We start from the raw sequence: 15788 nt of genomic DNA, 5'->3' as shown, positions 1-15788 counted from the left end.
GTCGAGGCCGACGAAGTCATCGTGTGTGAGGGCTACACCGACGTCATCGGGTTCGCCCGGGCCGGTGTGCCGCGGGCCGTCGCCACCTGTGGCACAGCACTCACGGAGGACCACGTGCGTCTGCTGCGTCGGTTCGCCAAGCGAGTGGTGCTGGCGTTCGACGCCGATATGTTAGAGAAACCCCACAGATAATCCAGAAAGCCTGCCATTCACCGTATCCTTCTAACCTTCTAACCTTCTAACCTTAAACCTTCTAACCTTAAACAATAAACACTATTAATCTGTCTGGGGCAGTTTAATTTGAACTGCTCCTTCTGGTGTGATGATAACTTTACCACCTAGGGCTTCAATTCTACTAATGGCGATTTTGCTAGTGCGAGGGTCAGGGGAGTTATTTAAAACCATTGACCAAGCACTTACTTGAGCTATCTTACTAGTAGGATTGCGCCTTATAAATTCAGCAGTGTTGCGGGAAATTTCAGCAATGTTTTGACTTTGTTCATCAGGGGATTGACTTGCCCAATCGGCTGATTTTTCAAAGGATTGTTGGGCGGCTTTAGCGTCACCCAAAAATAATAATTCATCAATTCCTTTGTAACGCCACACATAATAAGACTTAGGGGGAACTTTAGGGGATAGTGACTGGAGTCCTTTTTCCATTAAGGCGACAGATTTTTCTGGCATTCCTGCATATAAGGAGCTACTACTAGATAGAAAGAAATAGGCGGTTAAAAATTTGGGGTCTCGGTTTATAATAACGTCAAAGTACTCTGGGCTAAGCTGATAGCTAGTAATTCGGCGAGCGTCTTGATCACCAAAGTACTGAAGGAAATTCAGAAATACCCAGTCAGCTAATACATTATCGAAGCCAAATGTAGGTAGTCTCTCAAGGAGATTGAGATACACTTGTGTTGCTTCTACATCTCGCTGGAGGTCTGCAGGTGAGGTGTTTTTGGAGCTTTGTTTGAGGGCATTGAGTTGGGGTTGCTGTAGCTTTCCAACTACTAATATACAACCTAGGAGAATTATGATTGCTCCTAGGGATTGGGTTAGTCTTTGAGGAAATTGCCAAGGCATCTGTTGTCCAAGATGAAGTATTAAGTATCAAGTACCGAGGAGACTATCAAAATATTCCCACCTGACTCTCAATTAACTCTGAGGGTAACTCTTCAAGAAACTGAGAAGGGTTAGCTGGTTCCCGATTCCCATAAAAGCGGCGCTCATGAGCATGGGACAAAAACAGTTGTTCCTGAGCGCGAGTAATCCCTACATAACACAGACGCCGTTCTTCCTCCAACGCGACAGGATCCCTAAGACTACGACTGTGAGGAAACAGTCCTTGCTCTAGGCCGACTAGAAAGACAATGGGAAATTCTAGCCCTTTAGCAGAGTGAAGGGTCATTAAAGAAACTGCTTTTTTCCCCTCTTCGAGGTTATCCATGTCAGAGGCAAGAGTTGCATTAGCAAGAAACCCTTCTAAGCTCGTTTCTTCGTTTTCTTCTTGAAATTGCTGGACTGCATTAAACAATTCTACAATATTTTCCAATCGATTCTCAGCTTCTTCAGTTCCTTTGTTTCTTAAATCGCCAATATAACCAGACTCTTCCATAATCCCTTTGAGAATCTCCAATGCTGTTCGGTCTTCCAATTGCTCCTGCCATTGAGACATAAGCTGAGAAAATTTCTTGACCGCTTTAGCTGACCTTCCCGCAAATGTATGAACTGAGGTTTCATCACTGAGAATTTCCCACAATGGAACTCCTAATTCTTGGGCAGCTGTGACCAGATTGTTAATGGTAGTTTGTCCAATACCTCGTCGAGGAGTATTGATAATGCGCAATAGACTAACAGTGTCGGATGGGTTTGCGATCGCTCTGAGGTAAGCCAGAGCATCTTTAATTTCTTTACGGTCATAGAACTTTAACCCACCAACTACAGTATAGAGAATATCCGCTCTGATCAAAACGTCTTCAAAGGCACGGGATTGAGCATTAGTACGATAAAGAATAGCAAAACTGCCGCCATCCAGTTCTGGATTTTGTCGTTTTAGTTGGATAATTTGACTGACTACAAACTGAGCTTCTTCCAATTCGTCATCAGCGGCAAAACAATAGATTTTTTCCCCGATACCCCGTGTTGCTCGCAGAACTTTATCAATCCGCTGGGTATTATTTTCGATCAGGTGGTTAGCAGCTTGAAGAATATTTTCCCTAGAGCGATAGTTTTCTTCTAGCTTGACCATAGTGCGAGTATCTTGGTCTGGTAAACCATCACCAAAGTCTTGCTGAAAACCCAGAAGGATGGTGAAGTCTGCCATTCGGAAACTGTAGATAGAGTTATGAGTAAGCAATCCATCGCTAAAGTAGACATGGTGCTTCTCTACCTCTAGGCTATACACCAAGCCACTGTATTCCTGACGCTGAATCCTAATTGGTTTCCAAACCACTGTTTTGCCACCCTGATAGACGGCTATATCCATCAGTTCTGGTAATAAATTAATCGCTGCTAGCTCGATAGTACTTTTACCCCGTCCGCCTTGATAGGCAATGTCAGGGCTGTAAATCGGGTAGTTTGGGTCGAGTCCAAAGTCTTGAAGACAGGAAATTCCCCGTTCTGGTAACACATCACCCAGTGCATTAAATAACTGCTCCAGCATCTGACGAGTGTACTCAGTGGCACCATTAATTGGTTCAAACGGGGCAGTGGGAATACCATAGCGTGCGGCAATATAAGACACTTTGAAGGAAGCTTCTGTCCGATTGTCGGTTACCACGAGAATCCAAGCGGCATCTGCTTTCTCAACCCTGGCTCGATAGCCTAACTGAAATCCACCATCGCTTTTAAATAGCTTGCACCATCCGACTCGGTACCACTGACCTCGGCGGATTAGGTAGACAACATGAGTCTTTTTCTTAGCTTGCTGATTCCACCGGATTGGCCATCGATGGTTTGGTGTGGAGCGAGTAGTTTGGCTATCAACAGTTACCTCAATCAGATGGCCACTAAAAGGACGACTGGCTTTGTTGAAACGATAACCTTCGACTCTGCCAACTACTGCGGAAGAATGAGGGTTATAGCTGACTAACCGATGTTGATTTGGGTCTAGTGCTTCGATGGGAACATATCCTTCAGTAGTGAGTACTTGAGTACCTGGTGGCTGACACTGGTCTGCATCCCCTACTACAAAAACTGAGCGATTCTGCCAATCCCACTGACTCTTTCGAGTTTCGCCATTGGTAGTCAATAAGCGAATCAGTTCATACTGAATGCGATTGGTATCTTGATACTCATCCACTAAAATGTGATAAAATTGCTGATGCCAGTAGCTTAAGACCGACTCATTCTGTTGGAATAGCCTCATTGGCACTAAGATGAGGTCATCAAAGTCCAAAGCATTGTTAGCAGCTAATTGCTCTTGGTAGTGACTATAGACATCAGCAATCACTCGTCCCCGGAAATTCGACTGTTCTAGCTCAAACTGCTGGGGAGAAAAACCACGATTTTTGGCATTGCTGATGGCATAGCGCACAGAACGGGGGTTAAATTTGTGGTCATCAAGATTTAAGGTTTGAGTGACAATGGTTTTAACCAGGGTCTGGGCATCGGATTCGTCAAAGATGGAAAAGTTCCGATTCCACTTCCGTCCCTGATCATCTTGATATTTATTGATATCGAAGCGGAGAATCCGAGCAAACAGACTGTGGAAGGTGCCAATCCACAACGGTTTGGTGATTGTTCTGTAAACACGCGATCGCAACTGGGTTTGTTGGTCTTCTGGCAGAAGCTCCAACCGTTGACCATACTTCTGTTCCGCCAGCTGCTGAGCAAATATTTGCTCAATCCGCCCTTTCATTTCCCGTGCGGCTTTGTTAGTGAACGTCACCGCCAAGATATTTTCTGGTGAGACCTTGTGTTTGAGAATCAGATTAGCAATACGATAGGTCAAGGCTCGGGTTTTGCCAGACCCGGCACCAGCAACGACTAACAAGGGACCGCAGAAATGTTCAACGGCTTGAAGTTGGGAAGGGTTAAGGTGGCTCAGGAAATCAGGGGTTGTACTCATAGGGGCGGATAAAATGCGATCGCAGATCTAGCTAGATCTATTTATCTTATAGCTGAGGCTATTCTAATGTTTAGTTTTTCCAGTGTGATTCTAAATATCCGATGATCTAGCAGCGCTCAATGGTCCATAAACACTTTCCCTACTCCCTACTCCCTACTCCCTACTCCCTACTCCCTACTCCCTACTCCCTACTCCCTACTCCCTACTCCCTACTCCCTACTCCCTACTCCCGATTCCCGATTCTTGACTGATGGTTTACACACGCCCCCTCGCTCGCTTAATTGAAGAGCTACAACGCCTGCCTGGAGTTGGTCCAAAGACTGCCCAACGACTAGCCCTTCATATCCTCAAGCGTCCAACACCGGAAGTCAAAGCCCTAGCGCAAGCGTTGGTGGAAGCCAAACAACAAGTTGGTTTTTGTAGAGTATGCTTTCACTTGTCTGCTGAACCGGTCTGCCAAATTTGCCGCAATTCCAACCGGGACCAGAAGACTATCTGTGTAGTTGCCGACTCAAGGGATGTGATTGCCATCGAAAAAACCCGCGAGTACCGAGGCCAATACCACGTTCTGGGAGGAGTGATCTCCCCTATGGATGGCATTGGTCCAGAACAACTCCATATCCAGCAACTTGTACAACGAGTCAGCCAGAAAACGATTCAAGAAGTCATTTTAGCCATCAATCCCAGTGTAGAAGGGGAGACAACCACACTATATATAGGTCAACTGATCAGGCCGTTTACCAAAGTGACTCGAATTGCCTTTGGTTTACCCATGGGGGGAGACCTAGAATATGCAGATGAAGTCACCCTAGCTAGAGCCTTAGAAGGACGCCGTGAGTTGGATTAAGCATTCGTGAGTTGGATTAAGCATTCGTGAAGGATGAATTATCAAGTGAGAAGATACTTCATCCTCCATCCTTCCATAAACTACTTCAACTTTTGCTTAATAAACGTCACCAGCTGACCTAACTGTTTCTTCAAGGCATCTATTTCCTGTTGCATTTTGGCAACCTTTGCCTTCAACTGCGCAATTTCCTGAGCTGATTCGACCGATGACTCAGCGGTAGCTGCACTAACTGGTGCTGGTGCAGGAGTTGCTGGTCGCTTCTTAGCCTTTTGCATGGATTCTTTGATAGCGTCCGTCAGCTGCTTTTTATTAAAAGGCTTTTCAATAAAGGCAAAATACTTAAAAGGTTCTTTAATTTTAGCAGTTACTTCTTCCTTTCGGCCTGACATTAAGACCAGAGGTATTGTTTGTAATTTAGGATCACTTTTAAGTTCATTAAAAATATCAAATCCACTCATTTTGGGCAGGATAAAATCTAACATGATAAAGTTAGGTTTTGCCTGGCGAATTAAATTAATTCCCTCCACCCCATCTTTAGCTTCGATGACTTCAAACCCCTTAGGTAACATCTCTTTGACATGCTTGCGGATTACCGTACTATCATCGATTACCAGGATTTTATGACTTGCCACGACTGACTCCTTTCCAAGGTAGTTTGAGTTAATTTTAAAAAAACAAATGTTGAATGAAGCGACTGTCGCCGACTCCAGAGGCTAATGTGGACACCCTAACTTAGGATCAGGGGAGTGCCAGTTTGCCTAGCGATGATCGACAAGTCACGACCTACCCAACTAAGATAACTCAGCCCTATCAATCTATAGCCATACCCAGATAAAAAGGTGTGGGAGATATGACAATCTATCCCTATAGCAAAGGGAACAGGGAACAGGGAGTAGGGAGTAGGGAGTAGGGAGTAGGGAGTAGGGAGTAGGGAACAAACATTCTCTCAATTGATTTAGGATTGCTATAGTTAGTGCCATTCTAGGGTAAGACCCCACACCCGTTCAGGGTGAACCTGTGTTGAGGCTCGCCCGTCCGAATGCGATCGCGCCCCGCGTGACCTAGAGCCAATCGCATTCCGATGCAAAGTACTTGGTCTGGTTCAGTTACGATTAACCAGTTCCTATTACGGCCTAATTTCCCCCTACACCTGATCCGCCCACACCCCAACCAGACACTGATTTCTCGGTGTAATCAAAACAACTTAACTGCCAATCTTTTCTTTCCACAACCAACGAGGCAAAGTAACCAGGCACAGGGGTTAGACCAGCGATAGACCAACGGTAAACTGCCTGAGGGTCTTTGTTGATGCTCAGCAAGGCAGTCGGTTCAGCTGGATTTACAGAAACTTCGACCTGTTCCAAGCCAGCTAGTCCTTCACCAATCGCTTTGAGATAGGCTTCCTTACTGGTCCATCCCTGGAAAAATGCCTTGTGCTTTTGCTCCTCAGACACAGAACAAATCACGGCATACTCTTGGGGGGAAAAGAAACGTTGAGCGAGTTGCTCAGCATCTGGCATTGGTCGCAGGTATTCTAGGTCAACGCCAATGCGCTGATCCCAGGTAATAGCATACAGAATTAGTCCATGAGAGTGAGAAACATTAAAACGGAGTCTTCTGCCCCCACAAGTTTCCTTGAGTGCTGGCTTGCCCCGCTTTCCATAACAAAACTCCACTTGGCGTGGGTTCATGCCCAAATAGCGACCCAAGATTTGGCGCAAAAGACCCCGACCTGCTATAAAATGCTTTCTATCCCGCTCAAAGTAAAATCGCTCAGCTCTTTGGTGCTCGTCCTCAGAAAGAGTGGTTGCCAATTTCTCAATCAATACTCCACTCAGCTCCAACTGCGCACGCCAGAGATGGACATCATGGTTCAATAGTTGTAAATCTGTTGGGGGAATTAGCCACACTGGGGTCATGGTTCAATAAAAACTCATAAACATTAGTAGTTTCACAGGTATACCCAATAGTCAAATTTCATAAATTTAATGATTTTTACAGATACTTAACAAGTTGGCTTAGTATTAAAGTTAATGTGATGTTAAGCTGCCATGAGCTTTCCAAAGAAATTTAAATTCTTGTTCCTTAGTTACTCCAAAGAACCTCAAACCCGTAAAATAGATCAGCTTTGTATAGGGAATAGATAGAGCCTATGAGTTTTATCCCATCTCCATCTAATCAAGAATCAACCTTCCCAGCTACTTCTGACCTGTTTCTGCGCCATCGACTTAAAATTGTAGAGGATTTGTGGGAATCTGTTCTCCTATCTGAATGTGGTCAGGAACTGGTCGATTTACTCAAGCAACTGCGGGAATTGTGTTCTCCAGAAGGGCAAGCCACTGAAGATCCTAAATCCTCAGTTGCTGATTTAATCAAGCAGCTTGACCTTAATGAGGCTATCCGGGCATCACGAGCCTTTGCTCTATACTTTCAGCTGATCAATATTGTCGAACAACATTATGAACAACGAAATCAACAACTCTCAAGACGCCGCTCTTACCGAAGAAGCACTGAACCTGAGTTAACCCCCTTCGGCCAAGGTATTTTAAAAAATGGTAATTCGTCTTTGTCAACTGTTGTAACCGTTGACAAAGAGGTGGAAATAGGCAATGAGGTTACTCAACCAGGGGGTGCCGTTACCAATGTTATCGAAAAGAGCCACCAGGAAAACCAAGGATCCGAAAGAAAATTAGGGCTACTGGATTGGTTATTTCCCCACTTACACAAGCAGAATGTGCCACCAGGTCAAATTCAGCGGCTGATTGACAATCTTGATATTCGCTTGGTTTTCACAGCTCACCCCACAGAAATCGTTCGTCGTACCATTCGGGGTAAACAGCGACGGATGGCTAAGATTCTGGAACAATTAGACCAAGCGGAGCAAACCTATGGTACCTTAGGAATCACTTCGTCCTGGGAGGTGACTGAATGTAGCCAAAAGCTCATGGAAGAAATTCGCCTCTGGTGGCGCACCGATGAGCTACATCAGTTTAAGCCGGGAGTACTTGATGAGGTAGATTACACTCTTCACTACTTCCACGAAGTACTGTTTGATACAATACCCCAATTGTATAGTCGTTTCAAGCAAGCGTTGAAGGGTTCATTCCCCTGGCTGAACCCACCCGCTAAGAACTTCTGTCATTTTGGCTCTTGGGTAGGGTCAGACCGGGATGGTAATCCTTTTGTGACTCCCCAAATTACCTGGCAAACTGCCTGCTATCAGAGGAATTTGGTGCTGGGGAAATATATAAATGAAGTTAGCCATCTGACCGAATTATTGAGCCTGTCGTTGCACTGGTGTGATGTGCTACCGGAACTGTTGGACTCTCTAGAACAAGACCGCTCTCAATTGCCAGAGGTTTACGAACAGCTCGCCATTCGCTATCGGCAAGAACCCTATCGACTTAAACTGACCTACGTTAAGCAAAAACTGGAAAACACCCGTGAGCGAAACCAACAGCTTGCCAATGGTATGCCTGTACCAGATGAGATGGCTAATGGTAAAAGCTGGAGTTTTTACCGCTCAGGAGAAGAATTCTTGGCAGAACTAAAGCTGATTGAGAGTAATCTGGTGGAAACCGGGTTGAACTGTCGTGAGTTAGACAATTTAATCGGTCAGGTGGAAATTTATGGCTTTTACCTGGCTCACCTAGATATTCGCCAGGAAAGTTCTCGCCACTCAGAAGCCCTCAGTGAAATTGCTGAGTACCTGCAAGTTTTGCCTAAGCCCTACAACTTGCTATCGGAATCCGAAGCATGCTTGTGGTTAACCGCTGAGTTGCGAACCCGACGTCCATTAATCCCAACAGAACTGCCATTTTCGGAAAAAACCTGCGAGACTATCGAAACCTTCCGGATGGTGCGGCAACTGCAACAAGAGTTTGGTCCCCAAATCTGCCAAACCTACATCATCAGCATGAGTCATACGGCCAGCGATTTGTTAGAAGTCCTCTTGTTGGCGAAGGAAGCTGGTTTGTATGACCCGGCCACTGGTCAGGGAACCATTCGCGTGGTGCCACTGTTTGAAACAGTGGAAGACCTTAAGCGTGCTCCAGCAGTGATGAAATCCCTGTTTGAGCTACCCTTGTATCGTGCTAGTTTGGCTGGTGGATATCAACAGTTGCAGGTTAGCCCATTAAACCTACCCTACTCGAACGCTAAAGGCGAACAACCAAATAACCCTGGCCAAAAGGCCACGCTACGGGAACAAGCGTTAACCTCTCCTAACTTACAAGAGGTAATGCTCGGCTACTCTGACAGTAATAAAGATTCTGGCTTCCTCAGTAGCAACTGGGAAATCCACAAAGCTCAGAAAGCCTTAGAGCACGTGGCCCAAGAGTACGGTATTGTTTTACGGATCTTCCATGGTCGTGGTGGTTCAGTCGGTCGTGGTGGTGGTCCATCTTATGAAGCTATCCTGGCGCAACCAGGTCGTAGTATCAATGGCCGAATCAAAATTACCGAACAGGGGGAAGTCCTGGCTTCTAGGTACTCTCTGCCAGGACTAGCGCTCTATCATCTGGAAACAATAGCCACAGCAGTGATTCAAGCTAGCTTACTAAATAATGGCTTTGATGATATCCAGCCCTGGAATGAAATTATGGAGGAGTTAGCTCAGACCTCCCGTACCCATTACCGAGCCCTGATTCACGACCAACCGGATCTGGTAGATTTCTTCCATCAAGTCACACCGATTCAAGAAATTAGCCAGTTGCAAATTAGTTCTCGCCCTGCACGGCGTAAATCAGGGAAGAAGGATTTAAGCAGTCTGCGGGCAATTCCCTGGGTCTTTAGCTGGACTCAAAGCCGCTTCCTGCTACCGAGCTGGTACGGTGTTGGCACTGCCCTACAAAGCTTTGTCGATCAGCAGCCAGAGGAAAATATCAACCTATTGCGCTGTTTCTATTCAAAATGGCCTTTCTTCAAAATGGTTATTTCCAAAGTAGAGATGACCTTAGCGAAGGTGGATTTACAAATTGCTCACCACTATCTCAAGGAACTTTCAAACCCTGAAGACCTGGAGCGCTTCGAGCATTTGTTTGAGCAAATTGCTAAGGAATTTAACCTTACCTGCAATTTAGTCCTAACGATCACAGGACACCAAACACTGCTAGATGGCGACCCAAATTTACAACGGTCTGTACAGTTGCGTAATGGTACCATCGTCCCCTTAGGATTTTTACAGGTATCTTTGCTCAAACGCCTACGTCAACATAGCAACCAGGTAACATTGGGTGTGGTTCAATCCCGGTATAGTAAGGGAGAGTTACTACGAGGAGCCTTATTGACGATCAACGGTATTGCTGCTGGCATGCGTAATACTGGGTGACCTGTAAAGAATGGAAAGTGAAGGATGAAGGATGAAGGATGAAAAACGAACCAATGGCGAATAAATTCCCCATTGTTTAGTTTTTTTTTGTCCGGAATCCTTGTAATGGCAAATTTAGCACTAATGATTAAATAGGTGTTCAACTCTTTGTATATCCTTATGGCGGTGTCTGGCTTGCATCCTTTGTTTCCATTCTCGAATCGCGATCGCAGTTTTTTCTGTAGGAGGTGTATACTTCTGACTTTTCCCGGTGTTTTGCTTTGGCTGTCGTTGGTTTTGATTAGCTTGAGGTTGAATAACTAGAAACTCGGCAAGATTCTCTTGAAGTAATTTATGATCCAAGGCCCTTAGGATCGCTCTTGCGTTTGAATAACGCTCTTTGAGGGAAATAGCCAGCATTCTGTTGAGAATATTAGCAAAGGAATCACTCAATTCCAATGCTTTGCCCCACTTCAGTTCACCAGTTTGGCGCTCGCTCTGAAATGGTAGGGGGGCTTTTCCAGTAAGTAGGTAAATACAGGTAACCCCTAGGGAATAAATATCACTGCTATACACGGGTCGTAGGCTAAACTGTTCCGGTGGTGCAAATCCTACAGTACCGATGAAATGGGTAGTTGGGTTTCTGACACTGCTATCTGATACTTGGGCAATTAACTCCTTAACTGCCCCAAAATCAATTAGTACCAACTGACCATCATGAGAAAGAATAATATTCTGAGGTTTGATATCACGATGTATTACCCCATGGTCATGGATGTACTGCAATAACGGTAGTATGTCTCGCAGAAAATCTTTAACGGCTCCTGGGGATAAGCAACCAGAACGCCTCACCAACCGAGCTAGGGTAATGCCTCGAATGTACTCTTGAACCAAGTAGAATTCTCCATCGTCTACGAAATAATCGAGCAGCATGGGGATCTGGGGGTGAGTCCCCAGTTTGTTCAAAATTTTTGCCTCTCTTTCAAACCGCTGACGAGCATTATGTAATGCTTTTGGCTCACTGAATTTGGGGCGAAGTTGCTTGATGACACAAAACGGCTGACCCGGTAAGGATGTATCTTTGGCTAGAAAGGTTACACCGAAACCACCTCGACCAATCATCCGTAACACTTCATAGCGTGCGCGAAATAGCTGCTTTTTGCCACAAAGTTGACCTAACTCGGTATTCTTTAAGACATCACTGTGAAAAGAAGATAGCTTGACTTGCGGGAAATTCATTTATTTTTATATAGAAGGAGTAGCCATCAGCACCGATATGCTTTTAGTTTAGGCGTAAATATACGGGTTTGGCAGAATTATTCAGAGAGAAAAAAAATTTCCTACCGTTAATTAAAAATTAGGTAAAGTTGGTTGATAATACAGGGGTAAACCGAAAATATGACTATGCATCACAAACTAAACGAAGCCTTGGACCAAGGTCGTTGCCTGAAAGTAATTAGTGGCTTAAATACTTTTGATCCCGAGAAAGTTGCTGCTGTAGTCAAAGCAGCTTCACGGGGTGGAGCGACTTTTGTCGATATTGCCGCCTCGCCCGATCTAGTCAGGTTGGCACGAGGGTTAACGGATTTACCAATTTGTGTTTCTGCTGTAGAACCAAAGCAGTTTGTTATTGCTATCCAAGCTGGTGCTGATCTGATTGAAATTGGTAACTTTGATAGCTTTTATGCTCAGGGGAAGTGGTTTGATGCTTCCGACGTATTGGCACTGACCATTGAAACCCGTAAATTACTCCCCAATATAACCCTATCAGTAACTGTCCCCCACATTCTAAAGTTAGATCAGCAAGTAGAACTAGCGGCAGAATTAGTCAAAGCGGGTGCCGATATTATTCAAACTGAAGGGGGTACCAGCAGTAAACCTCGCTCCGCTGGCACCTTGGGTTTAATTGAAAAAGCGGCACCAACCTTGGCAGCTGCCTATGAAATTTCTCGTGCTGTGTCAGTACCAGTGTTGTGTGCTTCCGGGTTATCCAGTGTGACCGTTCCCATGGCCATTGCCGCTGGTGCTGCTGGTGTTGGCGTTGGTTCCGCTATCAATCAGTTAGATAGCGAAGTCGCAATGGTAGCAGCGGTTCGCAGCTTGGTAGAATCCCTCGAAGGTGTCAAGGGTGAAGGGTTGAAGGTTGAAGGTTGAACGCGATCGCGTGGCCAATAGGCCAAGGTTGAATGTTAGATGGTTGAACGCGATCGCGTGGCCAATAGGCCAAGGTTGAATGTTAGATGGTTGAACGCGATCGCGTGGCCAATAGGCCAAGGTTGAATGTTAGATGGTTGAACGCGATCGCGTGGCCAATAGGCCAAGGTTGAATGTTAGATGGTTGAACGCGATCGCGTGGCCAATAGGCCAAGGTTGGATGCTTGAAAACTACTCCTTTAACCTTCAACCTGTTAACCTCCAACCTGTTAACCTCCAACCTGTTAACCTTCAACCTGTTAACCTTCAACTTGTTAACTTTCAACCTGTTAACCTCCAACCTGTTAACCTTCAACCTGTTAACCTTCAACCTATTAACCTTCAACCTGTTAACCTTCAACCTGTTAACCTTCAACCTTCAAACTAAACAGTCCTTCAATCCATAAACTACCTGTTGCTGTTCCTCAACGGTAAGTTCTGGGAACATTGGCAGGGACAATACTTCATGGCAGACTTGCTCAGCAACTGGAAACTGACCGATTTGATAGCCTAAGTCTTTGTAGACTGGCTGCAAGTGTAACGGCAGGGGGTAATAGACCATAGAACTAATACCTGCCTGCTTTAATTTTTGGCGTACCTCGTCCCGATAGTTGCTATTGCTGCTATCTTGAGTGAGGCGAATGGTGTACTGGTTCCAGACGGAATGTCCCCCAGGGGTTTCCCGAGGCCGGATGATCTCAGGTAATGGCTCCAATAACTGGTGATACCGGGTTGCTACCTGACGACGGGCATTGTTCCAGCCATCGAGATAGGGTAGCTTTACGTTAAGAATAGCGGCTTGTAGGGCATCTAAACGACTGTTGATACCATTGACTTGATGGTAATAGCCCGAGCATCTGCCGTGGTCTCTTAGCATCCGTATTGAGGCCGCAACAGTTTTGTCATTAGTAGTTACCGCACCACCATCGCCACAGGTTCCCAGATTCTTGCTGGGATAGAAGCTAAAGCAACCAATATGTCCAATACTGCCAACCTTTTTTCCTACCCATTCAGCACCAGTCCCTTGGGCGCAGTCTTCAATGACTGCAAGACAATGAGTCTTGGCGATATCCATCACAGCAGTCATATCCACTGGCTGTCCGAACAGGTGAACTGGTATGATTGCTCTAGTATTATGGGTAATCGCTTTCTCAATCTGATTGACATCGATATTAAAGGTTTCGGCATTGATATCGACAAAGACTGGGGTAGCACCAACTTCAGCAATTACTTCAGCGGTAGCGATAAAGGTGAAGGGTGTGGTAATTACCTCATCACCAGGTCCGATATCTAAAGCTCGCAGGGCGAGATAGAGAGCGTCTGTACCAGAGTTACATGCAATGCATTCCAGGGTACCGGTGTAAGCCGCAAACTGTTGCTCAAAGTGTTCTACAACTGGACCACCAATATAACGTCCAGAGGAAAGAACGTCACCGACAGCAGCACTGACTTGTTCTCCAATAACTTGGTACTGCCGTTTTAAGTCAAGAGGGGGTATAGTATTCACTTGTTCCTCACACCTTAAGTTGTTTTCAATTAAAACAGAATTTTTTGCAAAAAGGGTTCAAATTTTACCTGCAGCTTACTTTTCACTCCTGGCCTTGAAGGTTTGTTCGCGTAGCGTGGCCTTTGGCCAAGGTTGAAGGTTATCTGGTTGAAGGTTGAAGGGTTGAATGGTTGAAGGGTTGAATGGTTGAAGGGTTGAATGGTTGAAGGGTTGAATGGTTGAAGGGTTGAATGGTTTGAAGCTGGGATGCTGGGATGGTTGATGGTTCAAAACTAGTCTTCAACCGGTTAACATTCAACCGGTTAACATTCAACCTGTTAACCTTCAACCTATTAACCTTCAACCGGTTAACCTTCAACCTGTTAACATTCAACCGGTTAACCTTCAACCGGTTAACCTCCAACTGCCATCACAATTAACAGAGGATCTGACACAATAGATTAAAACAAGTTAGCTGTGGTGGCTGGTGGATTCTTTGATTGAACTCGATATTAGCGATTTAGCGTGGGGATTGGGCATGATGGCGATCGCAATTGGTTTATCCAGCTGGCAAAGGCTGGGTTTGGAAGTTCAACTAGCGATCGCAACTGGCCGAACTATCGTGCAACTCATTGTTGTGGGATATGTACTGGCTGTGATTTTTGCCTTAGATCACCCGATCCCTGTTTTAGCTATCTTAATGGTAATGCTGACTATTGGTACGATTACTGCCCGCAATCGGATTAGTAACCATAAGATCCCGAGACTTTTACCAATAGTATTCAGTTCCCTGTTCTTTAGTACAGCATTGACCTTAGTCTATACAAATCTATTGATGATTCAACCAGAACCTTGGTATGCACCCCAGTACCTGATTCCCTTAGGAGGTATTGTGCTGGGCAATGCCATGAATGGGGCTGCGATCGCAGGGGAACGCCTAGTTAGCACCATTAGCAACAGCACTCTGGAAATCGAAACCCATTTAAGTTTAGGTGCAACGGGACAACAAGCAGTAGCCGGTTACCGTAAGGATGCGATTCGGGCTGGGTTGATTCCTACTCTTAACTCCATGATGGTAGTGGGACTGGTCACCTTACCGGGAATCATCACAGGTCAATTGTTAAGTGGTATTGATCCCTTGAATGCTGCTTCCTATCAGATATTAATTATGTTTATGCTCGCATTTACTAACTTGATCGCAACCTTATTGATAACTTATGGCTTGACACGGCAATTTTTTAATCAGTCTGAGCAGTTAACGATATAGCATTTATCCATTGGGTGAGGTACACAGTCCCATGTTTTAGGGAGTAGGGAGTAGGGAGTAGGGAGTAGGGGCAAGAGAATTGAGTGTACCTCATACTCATCACTCTTGAGGCAATTGAGCAAATTCTTCGGAATAGACTTCAATCACCATATCTGGATCATCACGCTGAGAAAGCGATCGCATAACCTGACCCAACAATACCGGCTTGGATACACCAGCTTCGGGATGGATAATCGTCCGGGCTCGAATCGTTAACTGGTTATTTGCGCCACCGAGGCGTCCATAGGAATAAAAATTACTAGCAGCTTGGCGCAGTGTTGCTTCTACTTCCGACTCTGTCGCAGTAGGGGACAAAGCAATAACTGTTTGGTTGCCACCATTATCGTAGACTACAGTATATCGGATTGCCCCTGGAATGGTAGTACGGGTAAAGGGTACTAATGATAAGGAGAACAAGCTAGCGGTTAGCACTAGCATAAACCCAGTGACTCCTACCAGACGAAACCGCAGACCCCATTTGAAGATAAAACCGAGTATAGCAATCAAGCCACAGGCTAAAGTCAGAATACCTGCCCATTGAGTGTAGATCAGAAAATCAGCTGTTGTTGGCATAGTAGTTTATAA

Annotated in this window: 18 protein-coding genes; 7 read left to right on the top strand and 11 right to left on the bottom strand. The window is 45.3% G+C overall.

Annotated features, from left to right (window positions below; translation table 11 throughout):
• Positions 1 to 192, top strand: a 192-nt coding sequence (locus F6J94_RS16840; RefSeq protein ID WP_293042366.1) for a toprim domain-containing protein, incomplete at its 5' end; no start/stop codon positions are given.
• A gap of 84 nt (positions 193 to 276) precedes the next feature.
• Here the strand turns inward: F6J94_RS16840 and F6J94_RS16835 are convergent.
• Positions 277 to 1077, bottom strand: coding sequence for a hypothetical protein (locus tag F6J94_RS16835; RefSeq protein ID WP_293042361.1), 801 nt, complete (start codon positions 1075 to 1077; stop codon positions 277 to 279).
• A 46-nt stretch (positions 1078 to 1123) separates the two neighbouring features.
• A complete protein-coding gene (locus F6J94_RS16830) occupies positions 1124 to 4063 on the bottom strand; it encodes a UvrD-helicase domain-containing protein (protein ID WP_293042358.1) in 2940 nt (979 codons plus the stop codon).
• 119 nt (positions 4064 to 4182) lie between these two features.
• Between F6J94_RS16830 and F6J94_RS16825 the strand changes: the two genes are divergently transcribed.
• Both F6J94_RS16825 and recR read left to right on the top strand, forming a co-directional pair.
• Complete coding sequence (locus tag F6J94_RS16825; RefSeq protein ID WP_293042355.1) at positions 4183 to 4314, top strand: hypothetical protein; 132 nt, start codon at positions 4183 to 4185, stop codon at positions 4312 to 4314.
• Positions 4314 to 4910 (top strand): recombination mediator RecR, encoded by a 597-nt coding sequence (gene recR, locus F6J94_RS16820; protein ID WP_293017409.1) that lies wholly within the window; start codon positions 4314 to 4316, stop codon positions 4908 to 4910. Before F6J94_RS16825 ends, recR begins: the two co-directional genes overlap by 1 nt.
• A gap of 80 nt (positions 4911 to 4990) precedes the next feature.
• Here the strand turns inward: recR and F6J94_RS16815 are convergent, their stop codons facing one another.
• From F6J94_RS16815 to F6J94_RS16805, 3 genes are all read right to left on the bottom strand, one after another.
• Positions 4991 to 5542, bottom strand: coding sequence for a response regulator (locus F6J94_RS16815; protein ID WP_293042351.1), 552 nt, complete (start codon positions 5540 to 5542; stop codon positions 4991 to 4993).
• A gap of 183 nt (positions 5543 to 5725) precedes the next feature.
• A complete protein-coding gene (locus F6J94_RS16810; RefSeq protein ID WP_293042348.1) occupies positions 5726 to 5860 on the bottom strand; it encodes a hypothetical protein in 135 nt (44 codons plus the stop codon).
• A gap of 183 nt (positions 5861 to 6043) precedes the next feature.
• On the bottom strand, positions 6044 to 6829 hold the full coding sequence (locus F6J94_RS16805; RefSeq protein WP_293042345.1) for a 4'-phosphopantetheinyl transferase superfamily protein: 786 nt from the start codon (positions 6827 to 6829) through the stop codon (positions 6044 to 6046).
• 233 nt (positions 6830 to 7062) lie between these two features.
• Here F6J94_RS16805 and F6J94_RS16800 point away from each other — a divergent pair, with 233 nt between their 5' ends.
• On the top strand, positions 7063 to 10239 hold the full coding sequence (locus F6J94_RS16800; protein WP_293042342.1) for a phosphoenolpyruvate carboxylase: 3177 nt from the start codon (positions 7063 to 7065) through the stop codon (positions 10237 to 10239).
• A gap of 120 nt (positions 10240 to 10359) precedes the next feature.
• On the opposite strand, the gene F6J94_RS16795 is transcribed toward F6J94_RS16800, so the two are convergent.
• Positions 10360 to 11457, bottom strand: coding sequence for a serine/threonine-protein kinase (locus tag F6J94_RS16795; protein WP_293042339.1), 1098 nt, complete (start codon positions 11455 to 11457; stop codon positions 10360 to 10362).
• A 159-nt stretch (positions 11458 to 11616) separates the two neighbouring features.
• Here F6J94_RS16795 and F6J94_RS16790 point away from each other — a divergent pair, with 159 nt between their 5' ends.
• Positions 11617 to 12372, top strand: coding sequence for a DUF561 domain-containing protein (locus F6J94_RS16790; protein ID WP_293042337.1), 756 nt, complete (start codon positions 11617 to 11619; stop codon positions 12370 to 12372).
• 82 nt (positions 12373 to 12454) lie between these two features.
• On the opposite strand, the gene F6J94_RS16785 is transcribed toward F6J94_RS16790, so the two are convergent.
• Positions 12455 to 12586: a hypothetical protein gene (locus F6J94_RS16785; protein WP_293042335.1), complete on the bottom strand. Its 132-nt coding sequence runs from the start codon at positions 12584 to 12586 to the stop codon at positions 12455 to 12457.
• A 6-nt stretch (positions 12587 to 12592) separates the two neighbouring features.
• Here F6J94_RS16785 and F6J94_RS16780 point away from each other — a divergent pair, with 6 nt between their 5' ends.
• Positions 12593 to 12799 (top strand): hypothetical protein, encoded by a 207-nt coding sequence (locus F6J94_RS16780; RefSeq protein ID WP_293042333.1) that lies wholly within the window; start codon positions 12593 to 12595, stop codon positions 12797 to 12799.
• On the opposite strand, the gene F6J94_RS16775 is transcribed toward F6J94_RS16780, so the two are convergent.
• Together F6J94_RS16775 and F6J94_RS16770 are read right to left on the bottom strand one after the other, a co-directional pair.
• Positions 12791 to 13918, bottom strand: a complete 1128-nt coding sequence (locus F6J94_RS16775) for a DegT/DnrJ/EryC1/StrS aminotransferase family protein (protein WP_075902750.1) — start codon at positions 13916 to 13918, stop codon at positions 12791 to 12793. The genes F6J94_RS16780 and F6J94_RS16775 overlap by 9 nt on opposite strands.
• Before the next feature lie 75 nt (positions 13919 to 13993).
• Entirely contained in the window at positions 13994 to 14188 is a 195-nt protein-coding gene (locus F6J94_RS16770; protein ID WP_293017417.1) for a hypothetical protein, read from the bottom strand.
• Between the two features lie 196 nt (positions 14189 to 14384).
• On the opposite strand from F6J94_RS16770, the gene fetB reads away from it, so the two are divergent.
• The gene (gene fetB, locus F6J94_RS16765; RefSeq protein ID WP_293042330.1) at positions 14385 to 15164 is read left to right on the top strand and encodes an iron export ABC transporter permease subunit FetB; all 780 of its coding nucleotides are present in this window, start codon (positions 14385 to 14387) and stop codon (positions 15162 to 15164) included.
• On the opposite strand, the gene F6J94_RS16760 is transcribed toward fetB, so the two are convergent.
• Together F6J94_RS16760 and F6J94_RS16755 are read right to left on the bottom strand one after the other, a co-directional pair.
• Positions 15136 to 15258 carry a hypothetical protein gene (locus tag F6J94_RS16760; protein WP_293042327.1) on the bottom strand — a complete coding sequence of 41 codons (123 nt, stop codon included), beginning with the start codon at positions 15256 to 15258 and terminating at the stop codon, positions 15136 to 15138. The two genes, fetB and F6J94_RS16760, sit on opposite strands and share 29 nt — an antisense overlap.
• A 5-nt stretch (positions 15259 to 15263) precedes the next feature.
• Positions 15264 to 15776 (bottom strand): Ycf51 family protein, encoded by a 513-nt coding sequence (locus F6J94_RS16755; protein ID WP_293042322.1) that lies wholly within the window; start codon positions 15774 to 15776, stop codon positions 15264 to 15266.
• Positions 15777 to 15788 lie beyond the last annotated feature (12 nt).

This window comes from Moorena sp. SIO1F2 (genome assembly GCF_010672755.1).
Taxonomy (GTDB): domain Bacteria; phylum Cyanobacteriota; class Cyanobacteriia; order Cyanobacteriales; family Coleofasciculaceae; genus Moorena.
This window is presented reverse-complemented; position numbering and strand designations above follow the sequence as displayed.